The organism is Bradyrhizobium liaoningense (genome assembly GCF_018130785.1).
GTDB lineage: Bacteria > Pseudomonadota > Alphaproteobacteria > Rhizobiales > Xanthobacteraceae > Bradyrhizobium > Bradyrhizobium liaoningense_A.
The window spans coordinates 30,951-46,895 of the sequence record NZ_JAFCJT010000003.1 but is presented as its reverse complement, the minus strand read 5'-3'; the positions used below and the strand labels follow the sequence as shown (position 1 = coordinate 46,895).

Annotated in this window: 13 protein-coding genes; 7 read left to right on the top strand and 6 right to left on the bottom strand. The window is 64.2% G+C overall.

Translation table 11 applies throughout. The features are described 5' to 3' along the window. The first annotated feature begins 8 nt into the window (after nucleotides 1-8). The gene (locus JQ627_RS10485) at nucleotides 9-1,376 is read left to right on the top strand and encodes an LLM class flavin-dependent oxidoreductase (RefSeq protein WP_212484152.1); all 1,368 of its coding nucleotides are present in this window, start codon (nucleotides 9-11) and stop codon (nucleotides 1,374-1,376) included. A 14-nt stretch (nucleotides 1,377-1,390) separates the two neighbouring features. Further along, nucleotides 1,391-2,179, top strand: a complete 789-nt coding sequence (locus JQ627_RS10480; RefSeq protein ID WP_212484151.1) for a fumarylacetoacetate hydrolase family protein — start codon at nucleotides 1,391-1,393, stop codon at nucleotides 2,177-2,179. A 120-nt stretch (nucleotides 2,180-2,299) separates the two neighbouring features. On the opposite strand, the gene JQ627_RS10475 is transcribed toward JQ627_RS10480, so the two are convergent. Continuing rightward, nucleotides 2,300-2,755, bottom strand: coding sequence for an Lrp/AsnC family transcriptional regulator (locus JQ627_RS10475; RefSeq protein WP_212484150.1), 456 nt, complete (start codon nucleotides 2,753-2,755; stop codon nucleotides 2,300-2,302). 152 nt (nucleotides 2,756-2,907) lie between these two features. On the opposite strand from JQ627_RS10475, the gene JQ627_RS10470 reads away from it, so the two are divergent. Beyond that, the gene (locus tag JQ627_RS10470) at nucleotides 2,908-6,357 is read left to right on the top strand and encodes an indolepyruvate ferredoxin oxidoreductase family protein (RefSeq protein ID WP_212484149.1); all 3,450 of its coding nucleotides are present in this window, start codon (nucleotides 2,908-2,910) and stop codon (nucleotides 6,355-6,357) included. Between the two features lie 75 nt (nucleotides 6,358-6,432). Then, nucleotides 6,433-7,851, top strand: coding sequence for an indoleacetamide hydrolase (gene iaaH, locus JQ627_RS10465; protein WP_212484148.1), 1,419 nt, complete (start codon nucleotides 6,433-6,435; stop codon nucleotides 7,849-7,851). Between the two features lie 112 nt (nucleotides 7,852-7,963). On the opposite strand, the gene JQ627_RS10460 is transcribed toward iaaH, so the two are convergent. Continuing rightward, on the bottom strand, nucleotides 7,964-8,872 hold the full coding sequence (locus tag JQ627_RS10460; protein ID WP_212484147.1) for a LysR family transcriptional regulator: 909 nt from the start codon (nucleotides 8,870-8,872) through the stop codon (nucleotides 7,964-7,966). A 275-nt stretch (nucleotides 8,873-9,147) separates the two neighbouring features. Here JQ627_RS10460 and JQ627_RS10455 point away from each other — a divergent pair, with 275 nt between their 5' ends. The 3 genes from JQ627_RS10455 (at nucleotide 9,148) to JQ627_RS10445 (ending at nucleotide 12,553) form a co-directional block, all read left to right on the top strand. Beyond that, complete coding sequence (locus JQ627_RS10455; RefSeq protein WP_212484146.1) at nucleotides 9,148-10,329, top strand: HlyD family secretion protein; 1,182 nt, start codon at nucleotides 9,148-9,150, stop codon at nucleotides 10,327-10,329. A 116-nt stretch (nucleotides 10,330-10,445) separates the two neighbouring features. Continuing rightward, the gene (locus tag JQ627_RS10450) at nucleotides 10,446-12,062 is read left to right on the top strand and encodes an MDR family MFS transporter (protein ID WP_212484145.1); all 1,617 of its coding nucleotides are present in this window, start codon (nucleotides 10,446-10,448) and stop codon (nucleotides 12,060-12,062) included. A 29-nt stretch (nucleotides 12,063-12,091) separates the two neighbouring features. Beyond that, the gene (locus JQ627_RS10445) at nucleotides 12,092-12,553 is read left to right on the top strand and encodes a carboxymuconolactone decarboxylase family protein (RefSeq protein WP_212484144.1); all 462 of its coding nucleotides are present in this window, start codon (nucleotides 12,092-12,094) and stop codon (nucleotides 12,551-12,553) included. A 142-nt stretch (nucleotides 12,554-12,695) separates the two neighbouring features. On the opposite strand, the gene JQ627_RS10440 is transcribed toward JQ627_RS10445, so the two are convergent. The 4 genes from JQ627_RS10440 to JQ627_RS10425 form a co-directional block, all read right to left on the bottom strand. Next, a complete protein-coding gene (locus JQ627_RS10440; RefSeq protein ID WP_212484143.1) occupies nucleotides 12,696-13,556 on the bottom strand; it encodes a D-amino-acid transaminase in 861 nt (286 codons plus the stop codon). A 187-nt stretch (nucleotides 13,557-13,743) separates the two neighbouring features. After that, complete coding sequence (locus JQ627_RS10435; protein ID WP_212484142.1) at nucleotides 13,744-14,475, bottom strand: amino acid ABC transporter ATP-binding protein; 732 nt, start codon at nucleotides 14,473-14,475, stop codon at nucleotides 13,744-13,746. Nucleotides 14,476-14,487: 12 nt separating this feature from the next. Next, nucleotides 14,488-15,180 carry an amino acid ABC transporter permease gene (locus JQ627_RS10430; protein WP_212484141.1) on the bottom strand — a complete coding sequence of 231 codons (693 nt, stop codon included), beginning with the start codon at nucleotides 15,178-15,180 and terminating at the stop codon, nucleotides 14,488-14,490. A gap of 4 nt (nucleotides 15,181-15,184) precedes the next feature. Next, the gene (locus tag JQ627_RS10425; RefSeq protein WP_212484464.1) at nucleotides 15,185-15,916 is read right to left on the bottom strand and encodes an amino acid ABC transporter permease; all 732 of its coding nucleotides are present in this window, start codon (nucleotides 15,914-15,916) and stop codon (nucleotides 15,185-15,187) included. Between the last annotated feature and the right edge of the window lie 29 nt (nucleotides 15,917-15,945).

Here is a 15,945-nt window from a genome sequence, read left to right as displayed (position 1 = left end):
AGAACAGCATGACGCGGCAGATGGTACTGGTCGGCTTCCTCCAGGCGCAGAACTGCACGAATTTGCCGAGCTCGTGGCGGCATCCGGACTCGCGCGACGATTCGATGTCGGCGGACTATTATCAGGAGATCGCCAAAATCCTCGAAGCCGGCAAGTTCCACATGGCGTTCTTCGACGATCGGCTGGCGATGCCCGATCGTTACGGCAACGATCACGCCCATACCGTCGAATACGGCATCCGCTGCGTGAAGATGGACCCGCTGATCGTGCTGACCACGATGGGCCTCGTCACCAAGAATCTCGGCTTGGGGGCGACCTGCTCGACCACCTATTACGAGCCCTTCGATGTCGCGCGCCGCTTCGCTACACTTGATCTGATGTCCGGCGGGCGCGCCGGCTGGAACGTCGTGACCTCGCTCAATGATGGCGAAGCTCTCAACATGGGCCGCGATTCCCATCCCGAACATGATTCGCGCTACGATCGCGCCGACGAATTCATGGAAGTCGTGCTCGGCCATTGGGACACCTGGGAAGACGGCGCGCTCATCATGGACAAGACAAGCGGCCGCTTTGCCGATCCGGCCAAGGTGAAGCGGCTCGATCACAAGGGGGCGGCCTTCAAGTCCCGTGGTCCCTTCACCGTGCCGCGCTCGGATCAGGGCCATCCCGTCATCATCCAGGCCGGCGCATCCGGCCGCGGCCAGCGCTTTGCAGGCCGATGGGGCGAGGTGATCTTCACCGCCGCGCGCAATCTCGCCGGCGCCAAGGAAGGCTATGCCGCCGTGCGCAACGAAGCCGCGAAAACCGGCCGCGATCCCGACCAGATGTTCCTCTGCAACCTGACGACGCCGGTCTGCGGCGCGACCAAGGCGGAGGCCGAAGACAAGATGGCGCTGATCAACAAGCTGCCGCTCGAGATCGACGCGCTGTCGCTGCTGGCTGAGGCGCTCAACTATGATTTCGCCTCCAAGGGTCTCGACGAGCCGCTGACCAACGACGAGCTGAAGAGCATGCAGGGCATTCTGGGCATCCGCGACGGCGTGCTGAAGAACTCCGGCAAGAGCAATCCGAGCGCGCGCGACTTCGTTACCTTCTCCGGCCGCGGCCAGGTGCACGACGCCATGGTCGGCGGTCCCAAGGAGATCGCGGACAAGCTCGAAGAGATGTTCGTCGAGCGCGGCTGCGACGGCTTTGTCATCGCTGCGACCTACGTGCCCGGCTCCTACGCCGATTTCGTGCAACATATCGTACCGGAATTGCAGCGCCGCGGCCTGTTCCAGAAGGAGTATCGCGGCAGGACGCTGCGGGAAAATCTCGGGTTGAAGCGGCCTGCCGCCGGCGCCTGGAAGGTACAGCCGCGCGATGCCGCGGAATAACTGGAGGATCCGGCATGCGCTGGCTGAAATTCACCGCCTCGGAGAAAACCTCCTGGGGGATTATCGAGAACGACCAGGTGATCGCGGTCGACGGCGATCCCTTCAGCGAATGGCAGCGCACCTCGCGCACGCATCCACTTAGCGAGGTCAAGATCGAACTGCCGCTGGTCCCGCGCACGTTCTATTGCGTCGGCCTGAACTATCTGAAGCACCTGAAGGAAGCCGCCGACAAGCGCGGGGAGGTGCCGGCCGTGCCTGATCGGCCCGAGATCGGCTATCGCGCCCAGAACGCGCTGATCGCCCATGACGAGGAGGTCGTGATCCCGTCCTTCGCGACGGACAAGATCCACTATGAAGGCGAGCTCGTCGTCGTCATCGGCAAGAAGGTGAAGCATCTCACCAAACAGAACGCGATGGATTGCGTGTTCGGCTACACCATCGGCAACGACGTCAGCGAACGAAGCTGGCAGAAGGCGGACCGCAGCCTGTGGCGCTCGAAGAATGCCGACACGTTCAAGCCGATGGGGCCGTGGATAGAGACCGAGGCCGATCTCGCCAAGATGCAGACGATTGTCCGGGTCAACGGCAAGGAGACCAACCGCTTTCACACCAACGACATGATTTTTGGTGTGGTGCCATTCCTTGTCGAGCTGACCAAGTACTTCACGCTATGGCCCGGCGACGTGATCTGGATGGGCACGGACGGCGCATCGCCTGACATCAAGCACGGCGATATCGTGGAAATCGACATCACCGGTATCGGGACGTTGCGGAACAGGTTTGTGCGGGAACAGCGGTCGTAGAGGTGCCGTAGGATGGGCAAAGCGAAGCGTGCCCACGGCATTCGTAATGGGGGCGAGATGGTGGGCACGGCGCAGGCGCGCCTTTGCCCACCCTACGGCACCACGGCACGTCCCGCACAATCAAAACGGCAGCGCCACACTCGTCTTGATCTCCTTCAGCACCACGTTGCTCCTGACGTAGCGGATGCCGGGAATGCGGAACATGAACTCGTCGAGGAAGCGGTTGTAGGCCGCCATGTCCTGGACGACGACGCGCAAATGATAGTCGGCATCGCCCGTGGTCGCGAAACACTCCAGCACCTCGCGCCGCGTGGTCACCCGCGCGACGAACTCGTCGACGAATTTTGCGTCATGCCGTTCCAGCGAAACGTGGAGGATGGCCGACATCGCAAAGCCCGCCTGCTCGCGCGCGACCAGCGCCGCATAGCCCTGGATGACGCCACTCACCTCCAGCGCGCGCACCCGCCGCCAGCACGCCGAGGTGGACATGCCGACCTCCTCCGCGAGTTGCTGGTTGGTGGCACGGCCATCCTTCTGAAGGTGCGCGAGAATCCGCGCGTCCTGCTCCTCGATCATGACTCTCACCGGAATGGGTTATTTTACCGTTTTATATCCCATATGGGATAATTCTACCATAATAGGCGCATCGTCGGGAAAGTTAGGTAGGACCTACCAGCCGCCCGGGCCTAGCCTTCCTCCATCCGGCAGGGATGCCGCGGGAGGTCCGCATGGACGCCGTTCCGTCACTCGACACCTATGAGCTGTCCGACCGCTACGACCGCGAGGAGGGCCGCGTCTTCCTCACAGGCACGCAGGCCATCGTCCGTATCGCGCTCGACCAGGCGCGGCGCGACCGCGCTGCTGGATTGAGCACCGCCGGCTTCATCTCCGGCTATCGCGGCTCGCCGCTCGGCGGCATCGATCTCGAGCTCTGGCGCATCCAGGAGCGGCTCAGGCGGGACCGCATCGAATTTCTCCCTGCGGTGAACGAAGACCTCGCGGCAACCGCGGTGCTCGGCTCGCAGCAGGTCGAAACGCAGGCAGATCGTGAAGTCGATGGCGTGTTCGGGCTCTGGTACGGCAAAGGCCCAGGCGTCGATCGCTCCGGCGATGCTCTCAAGCACGGCAACGCCTATGGCTCCTCGCCGCGTGGCGGCGTGCTGGTCGTCGCCGGCGACGACCATGGCTGCGTCTCCTCGTCGATGCCGCACCAGTCCGATGTCGCCTTCATGAGCTGGTTCATGCCGACATTGCACCCCGCAAGCGTCAGCGAATATCTCGAATTCGGCGAATACGGCTACGCGCTGAGCCGCTTCTCCGGCATGTGGGTCGGCTTCAAGGCGATCTCGGAGATCGTCGAGTCAGGCGCATCCGTCGCGCTGCACCCGCCCCGTGCCTTCCGCGTACCCGACTTCACGCCGCCGCCGGGTGGACTGCACTATCGCTGGCCCGACCTGCCGGGCCCGCAGATCGAGGAGCGGCTGGAGGCGAAGAAGCACGCGGTCTACGCCTTCGCAAAAGCCAATCCGATCGATCGCCACATCTACGATATTCCCAATGCCACTTACGGCATCGTCACGACGGGCAAGGCGCATCTCGACCTGATGGAGGCGCTGCGGCTGATGGGCCTTGATGAAGCGGCCTGCCGCAACATCGGCGTCGACGTCTACAAGGTCGGCATGGTCTGGCCGCTGGCGCTGCATGACGCGATGGACTTCGTGAAGGGCAAGCGCGAGATCCTCGTGGTCGAGGAAAAGCGCGGCATCATCGAGAGCCAGTTCAAGGAGTATTTTTACGACTATCCGGGCGCAAAGCCCGAGCGCATGGTCGGCAAGCACGACGAGCAAGGGGCGCGGCTGATCTCCTGGATCGGCGAATTGTCGCCGCGTGCGCTCGCTGGCGTGCTCGCGCGCCGGCTCGATCCGATGTTCCCGGGCCTCAATCTCGCCGCACGCGCAGCCGCGCTGATGCCGGAGGCCGCGCGCACGATCAATGTCAGCGGTGCGACGCGCACGCCGTATTTCTGCTCCGGATGTCCGCACAACACGTCGACAAAGGTGCCGGAAGGCTCCAAGGCACTGGCCGGCATCGGCTGCCATTTCATGGCGAGCTGGATGGACCGCGAGACCTCCTCGCTGATCCAGATGGGCGGCGAAGGCGTCAACTGGGCGGCGTCGTCACGCTTCACCGGCCACAAGCATGTGTTCCAGAATCTCGGTGAAGGCACCTACTACCACTCCGGCTCGATGGCGATCCGGCAGGCGATCGCCGCCGGGACCAACATCACCTACAAGATCCTGTTCAACGATGCCGTGGCGATGACCGGCGGCCAGCCGGTCGACGGACCCGTCAGCGTGCATGCCATCGCACATAGCGTCCGTGCCGAAGGCGTTGGGCGCATCGCGCTGGTGTCGGACGATACCACGCAGTTTTCTCCGGGAGATCTGCCGATCGGTGTCACCATCCATCCGCGCGAGGAGATGGACGCCGTGCAGCGCGAGCTGCGCGAGGTATCAGGCGTGTCGGTGCTGATCTATCAGCAGACCTGCGCCACCGAGAAACGGCGTCGGCGCAAGCGCGGGCAGACCGCCGATCCCAGACGCTTCGCCTACATCAACGATCTCGTCTGCGAAGGCTGCGGCGACTGCTCGGTCGAGTCCAACTGCCTCAGCGTCGAGCCGAGGGAGACGCCGTTCGGCCGCAAGCGCCGGATCAATCTCTCGACCTGCAACAAGGACTTTTCCTGTCTCAACGGCTTTTGCCCAAGCTTCGTCACCGTCGAAGGCGCGATCCGCCGGAAGAAAAGCGCGAGCCAGATCGACGCGCTCGGCCACGCGGCTACGCTTCCCCTGCCCGCGCGGACAACGCTCGACCGTCCCTATGACCTGCTGGTGACGGGCGTCGGCGGCACTGGCGTGATCACGGTCGGCGCGCTGATCGGCATGGCGGCGCATCTCGAACGAAGCGGCGTCTCGGTGCTCGATTTCACAGGCTTTGCGCAGAAGTTCGGGCCTGTGCTGAGCTATGTCCGGCTTGCCGTGAGCCCCGAGGCGCTCCACCAGGTCCGCATCGACCAGGGGGCGGCCGACGCGCTGATCGGATGCGACCTCGTGGTCAGCTCCTCACCAAAGGCGTCCGGCACCTATCGCCGCGACACGCGCGCGGCTGTCAACACCGCGGAGATGCCGACCGGCGACGTCGTCCGCTTCCGCGACACCGATCTCGCCTCGCCTGCCCGCCTGCGCGCGATCGGCCGCGTGATCGGAGACGGCAATCTCGACACGATCAACGCCAATGCGCTCGCCGAGCGGCTGCTCGGCGACGCCGTCTATGCCAACATCATCATGCTCGGTTTTGCCTGGCAGCGCGGGCTCGTGCCGGTCTCGCTGCAAGCGCTGCTGCGCGCGATCGAGCTCAACGGCGTCGCGGTCGAACGCAACAAGCAGGCCCTTGCCTGGGGCCGGATCGCCGCAGCCGATCCGGACTTTGTGCCGAAGACGGACGAGGCGCCCAAGGCCGAGACGCTCGACCAGCTCATCGCCCGGCGCGCCGATTTCCTCACCGCCTATCAGGACGCCGCCTATGCGATGCGCTATCGGGCGACCATCGCGAAGATCCGCAGCGCCGAAGCCCCGCTGAACAGCGAGGTGCTGACCGAAGCGGTCGCGCGCTCCCTGTTCAAGCTGATGGCCTACAAGGACGAGTACGAGGTGGCGCGCCTCCACATGCAGACCGGTTTCCTCGACGAATTGAAGCGTGAGTTCGAGGGCGGCTACAGCATCCAATATCACCTCGCCCCGCCGTTCCTGTCATCCAAGCGCGACGCACGCGGCCGTCCGCGCAAGCGCGCCTTCGGTCAGTGGATCCAGATGCCGCTCGCCATGCTGGCGCGATTGAAGGGATTGCGCGGAACGCCGTTCGATCCATTCGGCTACGCAGCGGAGCGGCGCGCGGAGCGCGAGCTGGTCGCGTGGTACGAGGCCTTGATCGTGCGGATCCTCGACCGGCTCGACGCGGCGCATCTGCCCGACATCATTGCCATCGCAAAGGCGCCGATGGATATCCGCGGCTACGGGCCGGTGAAGGATGCCGCAATCACGAGGGTGCGATCCGAAACCGAAAGGCTGCTCACGGATTTAGCAACAACGGCATCGCCCAAGGCACGCGCCTACGGTTGACGCCGTGCCAGCAAGGCATCAGCCTCTGGACCCGAGGGGCGCCCTGTTGGCGCTCCCGCAATGGGGTGACGCATCATGGATTTCCACCAGTTGACCCTGAGCCAGGCCGCCGCCGACCTTCGCGCCGGAAAAGTCACGAGCACGTCGCTCACGACGGAAGCTCTTACCCGCGCCAAAGCCAATGCCGATCTCAATGCCTTCGTCACGCTGGACGAGGCCGGCGCTCTGAAGGCGGCCGCCGCATTCGACGCGACGAGCGACAAGGATAAGCCACTCGGCGGCGTTCCCATCGTGATCAAGGACAATATCGAAGTCGCGGGACTGCCCTGTAGCGCCGGCACGCCCGCGCTGAAGGATTACATTCCGAAAGCCGATGCGCCCGTGGTGGCGAAGCTGCGAGCCGCAGGCGCGATCATCATCGGCAAGACCTGCATGCACGAGCTCGCCTTCGGCATCTCCGGCTACAACACCGCGTTCAAGACCGGCGCCGAGTTCGGCGTGCGCAACGCCTATGACCGCGCCCTGATCGCCGGCGGCTCCTCCTCAGGCACGGGCGCCGCGATCGGCGCACGCATCGTTGCGGGCGGGCTCGGCACCGACACCGGCGGATCGGTCAGGGTCCCCGGCGCATTGAATGGATGTGCCTCACTGCGCCCGACGGTCGGACGTTATCCGCAGGCTGGCATCGCGCCGATCTCGCACACCCGCGACACCGCGGGGCCGATGGCCGCGACCATGGCGGATGTCGCGCTGCTCGACTGCGTTATCGCGGGCGGCGACGCCATTGCGCCGGCCGATCTGAAGCAGGTGCGGATCGGCGTCGTGAGATCGATGCTAACCAATCTCGATGCCGACACCGAAGCCGCCTTCCGGGCGGCGGTCATGCAGATCAAGGCGCAGGGCATCACGGTCGTCGAGATCGAGATCCCGCAACTGGCCGAGCTCAACGGCCAGGTCAGCTTTCCCGTCGCGCTGTACGAAGCCTATGACGACATGGTCGCCTATCTCGCGCACACCGGCACCGGCCTCAGCATGGAAGCGCTGGTGAAGGACATCGCCAGTCCCGACGTCAAGGGCACCTATGAGGGCCTGGTGCTGCCGCGAAAACTGCCCGGCCCTGACGGCACGCTGCTCGATGCCAAGCCGATCTATGACGCCGCGATCAAAACCGCACGTCCAGCGCTTCAGGCACTTTATGGCAAGACCTTTGCCGATAACCGGCTCGACGCCGTCGCTTTCCCGACCACGCCACGCGTCGCCATTGCGTCCAATCCCGACTCCAGCAGCCTCGAAAATTTCGGCCTTTTCATCCAGAACACCGATCCCGGCAGCAATGCCGGCATTCCCGGCATCCAGATTCCGATCGCGCTGGGCGCTACGAGCAGGTTGCCGATCGGGCTCGAGCTGGACGGCCCCGCCGGCAGTGATCGCCGGCTGCTTGCGATCGGCATGGCGCTCGACGCCGTGTTTGGACGATTGCCGCCGCCGCGTTGACGAAATCGTAGGGTGGGCAAAGCGAAGCGTGCCCACCATTGGCGCCGATCTGAAAAGATCGTGGGCACGGCGCTTCGCGCCTTTGCCCACCCTACGGCTCTGCTGATGCCGCTCACGAATACGGATTGATCAGCTTCTGCTGCTCGGCGCTGTGGTGCACGAGCATGTCGATGAAGGTCCTCACCTTCGCCGACAGATGATGCTTGTGCGGATAGACCGCATTCATCGACATCTCGACCGGCCGGTACTCCGGCAGGAGGCGCACCAGCCGGCCCGCATCGAGGTCATCCCCCACCAGGAAGCCGGCCGCAAGACTGATGCCGTTGCCCTGCAACGCTGCCTCGCGCAACGCTTCGCCGCTGTTGGTGATCAGATTGCCTGATACCCGCACCGAGGCCGGCGTGCCCTTGCGGTCGAAGAAGCGCCACTCATCGAAGGGATAATTGATGTGACGCACGCAATTGTGCTCGGCGAGATCCTCCAGCCTCTGCACGCGTCCATGCGCCTCGATGTAAGCGTGCGAGCAGCACAGCACGTGCCGCCAGGTCGCCAGGCTCCGCACGATCAGGCTGGAGTCCGGCGGCGCGATCATGCGGAGCGCGAGATCAAAGCCCTCCTCGATCAGGTCGACATTGGTCTCGCCCATGCGCAAATCGACCTTGACCTCCGGATAGGTCGCGAGGAATTCGGCCATCACGGGCGCGACGAACGGCACCATGTGGGTAGCGGTGTGAATGCGCAGCGTGCCGCGCGGCGTCGATTGCAGCGCGCCGGCGATATCGTCGGCCTGTTCGATATCGGCGAGGATCTGGACGCAGCGGTCGTAATAGGCCTTGCCGATCTCGGTGAGGTTGACCTTGCGCGTGGTGCGTTGAAGCAGCCTCACCCCGAGCCGGTCTTCCAGCGCCTGAACGTGATTGCTCACCATGGTGGTGGACATGTTGAGCTTGCGGGCTGCTGCAGAGAAGCCGCCGGTTTCGACCACCCGGCTGAACACTTCGAGGCTGGTCAATCGGTCCATGCCGCCTGATTATCCGCTTTCGATCGATAATCGCAAGGAATTCGCCCGGATTATCCATCAGATCTCACCCGCGGCACGGCGCATGCGTTAGCAGCAATCGCTCGACAGGCGCGGCAATCGCTCTGGGGCAGTCGCGGCTCTGGCTCGATAGACCAGACATGCCAAGACGCTGCCTCCAGACCATCCACTCTGAGTGGATAATCCTTCCAGCATTTCGCCGATTATCGCTCGAACTGGAAAGACCGATAGTCCCAGCCAGCCGATAGGAGACCGCGATGTCCGAGATGCCCCGCACCGAAAAATTCCAGCAAGCCACTGAAATAACTAAAGATTCCTCCAAGGCCCCACGGCTTGTGCCGGTCCGGAGCAGGGTCCGGCGCGCGGCGCTGGCACTCGCGCTCCTCGCAGGCACCGCAGCGATTGTCTACTACGGACACGACTACTGGACCAACGGCCGCTATCTCGAGACGACCGACGATGCCTATGTGAAGGCGGATTCCACCATCGTCGCGCCCAAGGTTTCCGGCTACATCGCGAAGGTCCTGGTCGGCGACAACGAGAAGGTCAAGGCGGGCCAGACGCTGGCGAAGATCGACGACCGCGACTTCAAGGCCGCGCTCGACCAGGCCCGCGCCGATGTCGCCGCCGGCGAAGCCTCGGTGCGCAACATCGACGCCCAGCTCGAGTTGCAGCAGCCGCTCATCGAGCAAAGCACGGCCGATGTGGCCGCGGCGGACGCCAATCTGAAATTCGCGCAGGAGGAACGCGCCCGCTACGACGACCTGATGAAGTCGGGCTCCGGCACGATCCAGCGTGCACAGCAGACCGATGCAGCGCTGCGCGCCAGCAACGCGCAATTGCAGCACGCTAAATCAGGCCTGGTAGCCGCGCAGCGCAAGGTCGACGTGCTCACCACCCAGCGCGCCCAGGCCACAGCCCAGCTCGACCGCGCCCGCGCCGTCGCGGGCCAGGCGGCGCTGAACCTGTCCTATACCGAGATCACCGCACCGGTCGACGGCACGGTCGGCGCCCGCTCGCTGCGCGTCGGCCAGTTCGTGCAGGCCGGCACGCAGTTGATGGCGGTGGTCCCGCTCGATGCCGTCTATGTGGTCGCGAACTTCAAGGAGACGCAGCTCACACATGTGCGTCCGGGCCAGCCGGTCGAGCTGCACGTCGACAGCTTTCGCAACCAGACCCTGCGCGGCCATGTCGACAGCCTGTCACCGGCGAGCGGTTTGGAATTCGCACTGCTGCCGCCGGACAACGCCACCGGCAATTTCACCAAGATCGTGCAGCGCGTGCCGGTGAAGATCGTGCTCGACGACCATGGTTTGACCGGCCTGCTGCGCCCCGGCATGTCCGCAGTGCCGACGGTCGACACCAAGGCGACAGTCCTGGCCGAGCGCGCGACGGCCAAACGCCTCGCCGACAACACGGTCCGCCCGAACGGCGGCTGAGGCGGGCAAGACCGGCAGGATTATCAAGCCTTGCCGGACGATCCTTCCCACACTCCCTCGATTATCGAAACCAACCGCCTAATGCATCCTGTCTCCGTGACCGAGACGAGGCTTCCATGAGCACGCTCCAACCGACCGTCAACGCCGCTTCCGCTGCCAACATTCCCGCCCCTGCTGCGCCCGCCACGCCGGCGGTTTCCGCAAAAACCTGGATCGCGGTGATCGGCGCGACCCTCGGCGCCTTCATGGCAGTGCTGAACATCCAGATCGTCAATGCTTCGCTCGCCGACATCCAGGGCGCGATCGGCGCCGGCATCGACGACGGCGGCTGGATTTCGACCTCCTATCTGATCGCCGAGATCGTGGTGATCCCGCTCTCTGGCTGGCTCGCGCAGGTGTTCTCGATCCGGATCTATCTGCTCACCAATGCGATCCTGTTCCTGCTGCTGTCGGCGGCCTGCGCGCTGGCGCAGGACCTGCCGCAAATGATCGTGCTGCGCGCGATACAGGGCTTCACCGGCGGCGTGCTGATCCCGATGGCCTTCACGCTCATCATCACGCTGTTGCCTCGCGCCAAGCAGCCCGTCGGCCTTGCGCTGTTCGCGCTGTCGGCGACGTTCGCGCCGGCGATCGGCCCGACCATCGGCGGCTATCTCACCGAGAATTTCGGCTGGCAGTACATCTTCTACGTCAACCTGGTGCCCGGCGCGATCATGGTCGGCATGCTCTGGTACGCGCTCGAGCCCAGGCCGATGAAGCTGTCGCAGCTCGCGGAGGGCGACTGGGCCGGCATCATCACCATGGCGATCGGCCTGTCGGCGCTTCAGACCGTGCTGGAAGAGGGCAACAAGGACGATTGGTTCGGCTCGCCCTTCATCGTCAAGCTGTCGGTCGTCGCGGCCACCGCGCTGACCGCCTTCCTGATCATCGAACTCACGGCGAAGAGGCCGCTGCTCAATTTGCGTCTGCTGGTGCGCCGCAATTTCGGCTTCGGCATGCTCGCGAACTTCCTGCTCGGCGTCGCGCTCTACGGTTCGGTGTTCATCCTGCCGCAATATCTGTCGCGCATTCAGGGCTACAACGCCGAGCAGATCGGCATGGTGCTGGCCTGGACCGGACTGCCGCAGCTGGTGCTGATCCCGCTGGTGCCGCGCCTGATGCAGAAGTTCGACGCGCGGATCATCATCGGCGTCGGCTTCGTCCTGTTCGCGGCCTCAAACTTCATGAACATCTACATGACCAGCAACTATGCCGCCGATCAGTTGCTCTGGCCCAACGTGGTTCGTGCGATCGGCCAGGCGCTGGTCATGGCGCCGCTGTCGGCGGTCGCGACATCAGGCATCGAACCGGAGAATGCGGGCTCGGCATCCGGACTGTTCAACATGATGCGCAATCTCGGCGGCGCCGTCGGCATCGCGCTGCTCCAGACCGTGCTGACCAAGCGCGAGCAATATCACTCCAACGTGCTGATGCAGTCGGTCTCGGTGTTCGAGCAGGCGACGCGGACCCGGCTGGAGCAGCTCACCCAATATTTCGTCAATCACGGCATTCTCGACCGCGCGGACGCCGCGCATCGTGCCTATGTCGCGATCGGCCATATCGTACAGAAGCAGGCCTACATCCTCGCCTTCAGCGACACTTTCTATCTGCTCGGCATGGCGCTGATCGTGGCGCTCGCCGCCGTTCTGTTCCTGAAGAAGCCCGGCCAGACCTCGGCCGGTGGTGCCCACTGACGTCAACCCAGCAAGCAAGGAGAACGACCATGAAACCCCGCATGAACTTCTACCAGGCGGCCCCCGACACGATGAAGGCGCTGATGGCGCTGGAAGAGCAGATCCAGTCCACGGGACTCGAGAAATCGCTGATCGAGCTCGTCAAGATCCGCGCGTCGCAGATCAACGGCTGCGCCTTCTGCATCAACATGCACACCGAGGACGCCCGCAAGCGCGGCGAGACGGAGCAGCGCATCTATCTGCTCAACGCCTGGCGCGAATCTCCGCTCTACACCGAGCGCGAACGCGCCGCCTTGGCCTGGACGGAATCGGTGACGCTGATTGCCGAGACGCACGCGCCCGACGACGTCTACGAGCAGGTCCGTGCGCAGTTCTCCGATGCGGAGACGGTGAACCTGACGATGCTGATCGGGGCCATCAATGCGTGGAACAGGCTGGCGATCGCGTTCCGCGCGGTCCATCCGGTGAAGGTGAAGGCGTCCGTGGCGTAGGCGCGCGACGCGTTTCTCAAGGGCGGTCTCGTAGGGTGGGCAAAGCGTAAGCGTGCCCACCGTTCTTTCAGCGAATCCGAGAGAAGACGTGGGCACGGCGCAAGAGCGCCTTTGCCCACCCTACGACAGCGAAACGTGCGGCCTAAACCGCCGTCGCCTTGGCGAATTCCACGTAGATTTCGCGCAGCCGCGTGGCCATCGGGCCGGGCTTGCCGTCGCCGACCTTCTGGCCGTCGATCGCGACCACCGGCTGAACGAACAACGACGCCGAGGTGGCAAAGGCTTCCTTGGCGGCGAGCGCTTCGGCGACCGTGAAGGAACGCTCCTCGACGCGGAGCTGGCGCTCTTCGGCGAGTGCCACCACGGCCTTGCGGGTGCAGCCCGGCAGGATCGCGTTGGAGTTCTTGCGGGTCACGATGACGTCGTCCTTGGTCAGGATGAACGCCGAGGACGAGCCGCCCTCGGTGACGTATCCGTCTTCCAGCATCCAGGCCTCGCCGGCGCCGGCCTCGGCCGCGGCCTGCTTCGCCAGAACTTGCGCGAGCAGTGCCACGCTCTTGATGTCGCGCCGCTCCCAACGGATGTCGGGCACCGTGATCACGTTGATGCCGGTCTTGGCCGAGGCGGCGTTGATGATGTCCTTCTCGGAGGTGAACATCACCAGGCTCGACTGGACGTCGCCCTTGGGAAAGGCGAAATCACGGCCCTTGTCGGCGCCACGCGTGACCTGGAGATAGACGAGGCCGTTCTCGACCTTGTTGCGCGCGATCAGCTCCTTCTGGAGCTCGGTGATGCGCTCGACCGTCTCCGGCAGCTTCAGCTTGATCTCGCCGACCGAACGCTCCAGCCGCGCCAGATGCGAGGCGTTGTCGACCAGCTTGCCGTCGAGCACGGCCGAGACCTCGTAGATGCCGTCGGCGAACAGGAAGCCACGATCGAGGACCGAGATTTTGGCGTCAGAGAGCGGGACGAATGAGCCGTTGACGTAGGCGATCGAGTCCAAGGCAGGTCTCCTGGCGGGAGTGGGGAATTTGCGCGCTTATACGCGAAAAGGAGGGAGCAAACACCCATGTTTTGTCATTCCGGGGCATTCGCGTAGCGAATGAGCCCGGAATCCATTTCACCACGCGTACTGCCGCCCGACGGATTCCGGGCCTGGCCCTTCGGGCCATCCCGGAATGACAGAGGGGCTAGTGGGAGAGAATCTTCGACAGGAACTTCTGCGCACGGTCGCTGCGCGGCTTGCCGAAGAAGTCATCCTTCGGGGCGTCCTCGACGATCTCGCCGCGGTCCATGAAGATGACGCGGTTGGCGACCTTGCGGGCAAAGCCCATCTCGTGGGTGACCACCATCATGGTCATGCCTTCGCGGGCGAGATCAACCATGACGTCGAGCACCTCGCTCACCATTTCCGGATCGAGCGCCGAGGTCGGCTCGTCGAACAGCATGACGATCGGGTCCATGGCAAGCGCGCGGGCGATCGCGACGCGCTGCTGCTGACCGCCGGACAGCTGCGCCGGAAACTTTTGCGCGTGCTCCTTCAGGCCGACGCGATCCAGCAACTGCATGCCCTTCGTCGTCGCCTTGTCGTGCGACCGGCCCAGCACCTTCTGCTGCGCGAGGCAGAGATTGTCGATGATCTTAAGGTGCGGGAACAGCTCGAAGTGCTGGAACACCATGCCGACGCGCGAGCGCAGCTTCGGCAAATTGGTCTTGGGATCGTTGACCTTGGTGCCGTCGACCGAGATGTCGCCGCTCTGGAATGGCTCCAGCGCATTGACGCATTTGATCAGCGTCGACTTGCCCGAGCCCGACGGGCCGCAGACCACGACGACCTCGCCCTTGGTGACGCTGGTGGTGCAGTCGGTCAGCACCTGGAAGGTCGGGCTGTACCATTTGTTGACGTGGCTGATTTCGATCATGACCGATACGCTCTATCGAATGATGGCGATGCGCGCCTGGAGGCGGCGAACGCCGAAGGACGCGATGCAGGAAATGGTGAAGTAGACGACGGCCGCGAACAGATACATTTCGACCAGCCGCCCGTCGCGCTGCGCGACCTTGCTGGCCGCGCCGAGGAAGTCCGTGATCGACAGCACGTAGACCAGCGAGGTGTCCTGGAACAGCACGATGGTCTGGGTGATCAGGACCGGCAGCATGTTGCGGAACGCCTGCGGCAGCACGACGTAGCGCATCGTCTGCGCATAGTTGAGCCCAAGGGCACTCGCCGCCGCCGGCTGTCCGCGCGAGATCGACTGGATGCCGGCACGCATGATCTCGGAGAAGTACGCCGCCTCGAACATGATGAAAGTGATGAGCGAGGATGCGAACGCGCCGACGCTGATCGGACGCGGCGCACCGGTCAGCCACTGCCCGATATAGGGCACCAGGAAGTAGAACCAGAAGATGACCAGCACCAGCGGCAGCGAGCGCATGAAGTCGACATAGATGCCGGCAATGCGGCCCAGGATCTTGAAGCCCGAGAGCCGCATCAGCGCGAGTGCCGTGCCGAAGATCAGGCCGCCAAGCGCTGCGAGTGCCGTCAGCGTCACCGTAAACGTCATGCCCTCATAGAACAGATAGGGCAGTGCGCGGCGGATGACGTCGAAATCGAAATTACTGAGCATCGCGCTATTTCCCCGTGATGTAGCCGGGGATCGCGACCCAGCGCTCGAGGAAGCGCATCGCGGTCACCACGACGGCGTTGACGAGGAGATAGAGAAGGGTCGCGGCGGTGAAGGCCTCGAACACCTGGAACGAGAATTCCTGCATCGAGCGCGCCTGTCCGGTGAGTTCGAGCAAACCGATGGTGATGGCCACAGCCGTGTTCTTGATGGTGTTGAGGAACTCGGAGGTCAGCGGCGGCAGGATGATGCGGAACGCCATCGGCAGCAGCACGTAGCGATAGCCCTGCGCGGTGGTCAGCCCGAGCGCGGTCGCCGCCATCTTCTGCCCGCGCGGCAGCGAGCCGATACCTGCCTGCAACTGCACGGCGACGCGCGCCGACATGAAGAAGCCGACGCCGATCGCGGCCGTCCAGAACGGCGCATTCGGCAGTTGCTTCAGCCACAGGCCGGCGGCTTTCGGCAGCAATTCCGGCAGCACGAAGAACCACAGGAACAGCTGCACCAGCAGCGGCATGTTGCGGAAGAACTCGACCCAGCAGAAGCCGAACCAGTAGGCGCCCCTGGACGGCAGCGTGCGCATGACGCCGATCAGCGAGCCGAAGATCAGCGCGATGATCCAGGCGAGCACGGCCGTCTTCAGGGTCAGCGCCAGCCCCGACAACAGCATGTCGAGATAGGTGCCGGTCCCCATCGGGTTCGGCTCGAAGAAAATTCCCCAGTTCCAGTGGTAGTTCACGTGTCCCCCGCGCGAACGCGCCAATCACA

What these genes read in the sequence shown, in the direction of transcription:
- JQ627_RS10485 (WP_212484152.1), top strand. Translation starts at nt 9, where the DNA reads ATGACGCGGCAGATGGTACTGGTCGGCTTCCTCCAGGCGCAGAACTGC.
- JQ627_RS10480 (WP_212484151.1), top strand. Translation starts at nt 1,391, where the DNA reads ATGCGCTGGCTGAAATTCACCGCCTCGGAGAAAACCTCCTGGGGGATT.
- JQ627_RS10475 (WP_212484150.1), bottom strand. Translation starts at nt 2,755, where the DNA reads ATGATCGAGGAGCAGGACGCGCGGATTCTCGCGCACCTTCAGAAGGAT.
- JQ627_RS10470 (WP_212484149.1), top strand. Translation starts at nt 2,908, where the DNA reads ATGGACGCCGTTCCGTCACTCGACACCTATGAGCTGTCCGACCGCTAC.
- iaaH (WP_212484148.1), top strand. Translation starts at nt 6,433, where the DNA reads ATGGATTTCCACCAGTTGACCCTGAGCCAGGCCGCCGCCGACCTTCGC.
- JQ627_RS10460 (WP_212484147.1), bottom strand. Translation starts at nt 8,872, where the DNA reads ATGGACCGATTGACCAGCCTCGAAGTGTTCAGCCGGGTGGTCGAAACC.
- JQ627_RS10455 (WP_212484146.1), top strand. Translation starts at nt 9,148, where the DNA reads ATGTCCGAGATGCCCCGCACCGAAAAATTCCAGCAAGCCACTGAAATA.
- JQ627_RS10450 (WP_212484145.1), top strand. Translation starts at nt 10,446, where the DNA reads ATGAGCACGCTCCAACCGACCGTCAACGCCGCTTCCGCTGCCAACATT.
- JQ627_RS10445 (WP_212484144.1), top strand. Translation starts at nt 12,092, where the DNA reads ATGAAACCCCGCATGAACTTCTACCAGGCGGCCCCCGACACGATGAAG.
- JQ627_RS10435 (WP_212484142.1), bottom strand. Translation starts at nt 14,475, where the DNA reads ATGATCGAAATCAGCCACGTCAACAAATGGTACAGCCCGACCTTCCAG.
- JQ627_RS10430 (WP_212484141.1), bottom strand. Translation starts at nt 15,180, where the DNA reads ATGCTCAGTAATTTCGATTTCGACGTCATCCGCCGCGCACTGCCCTAT.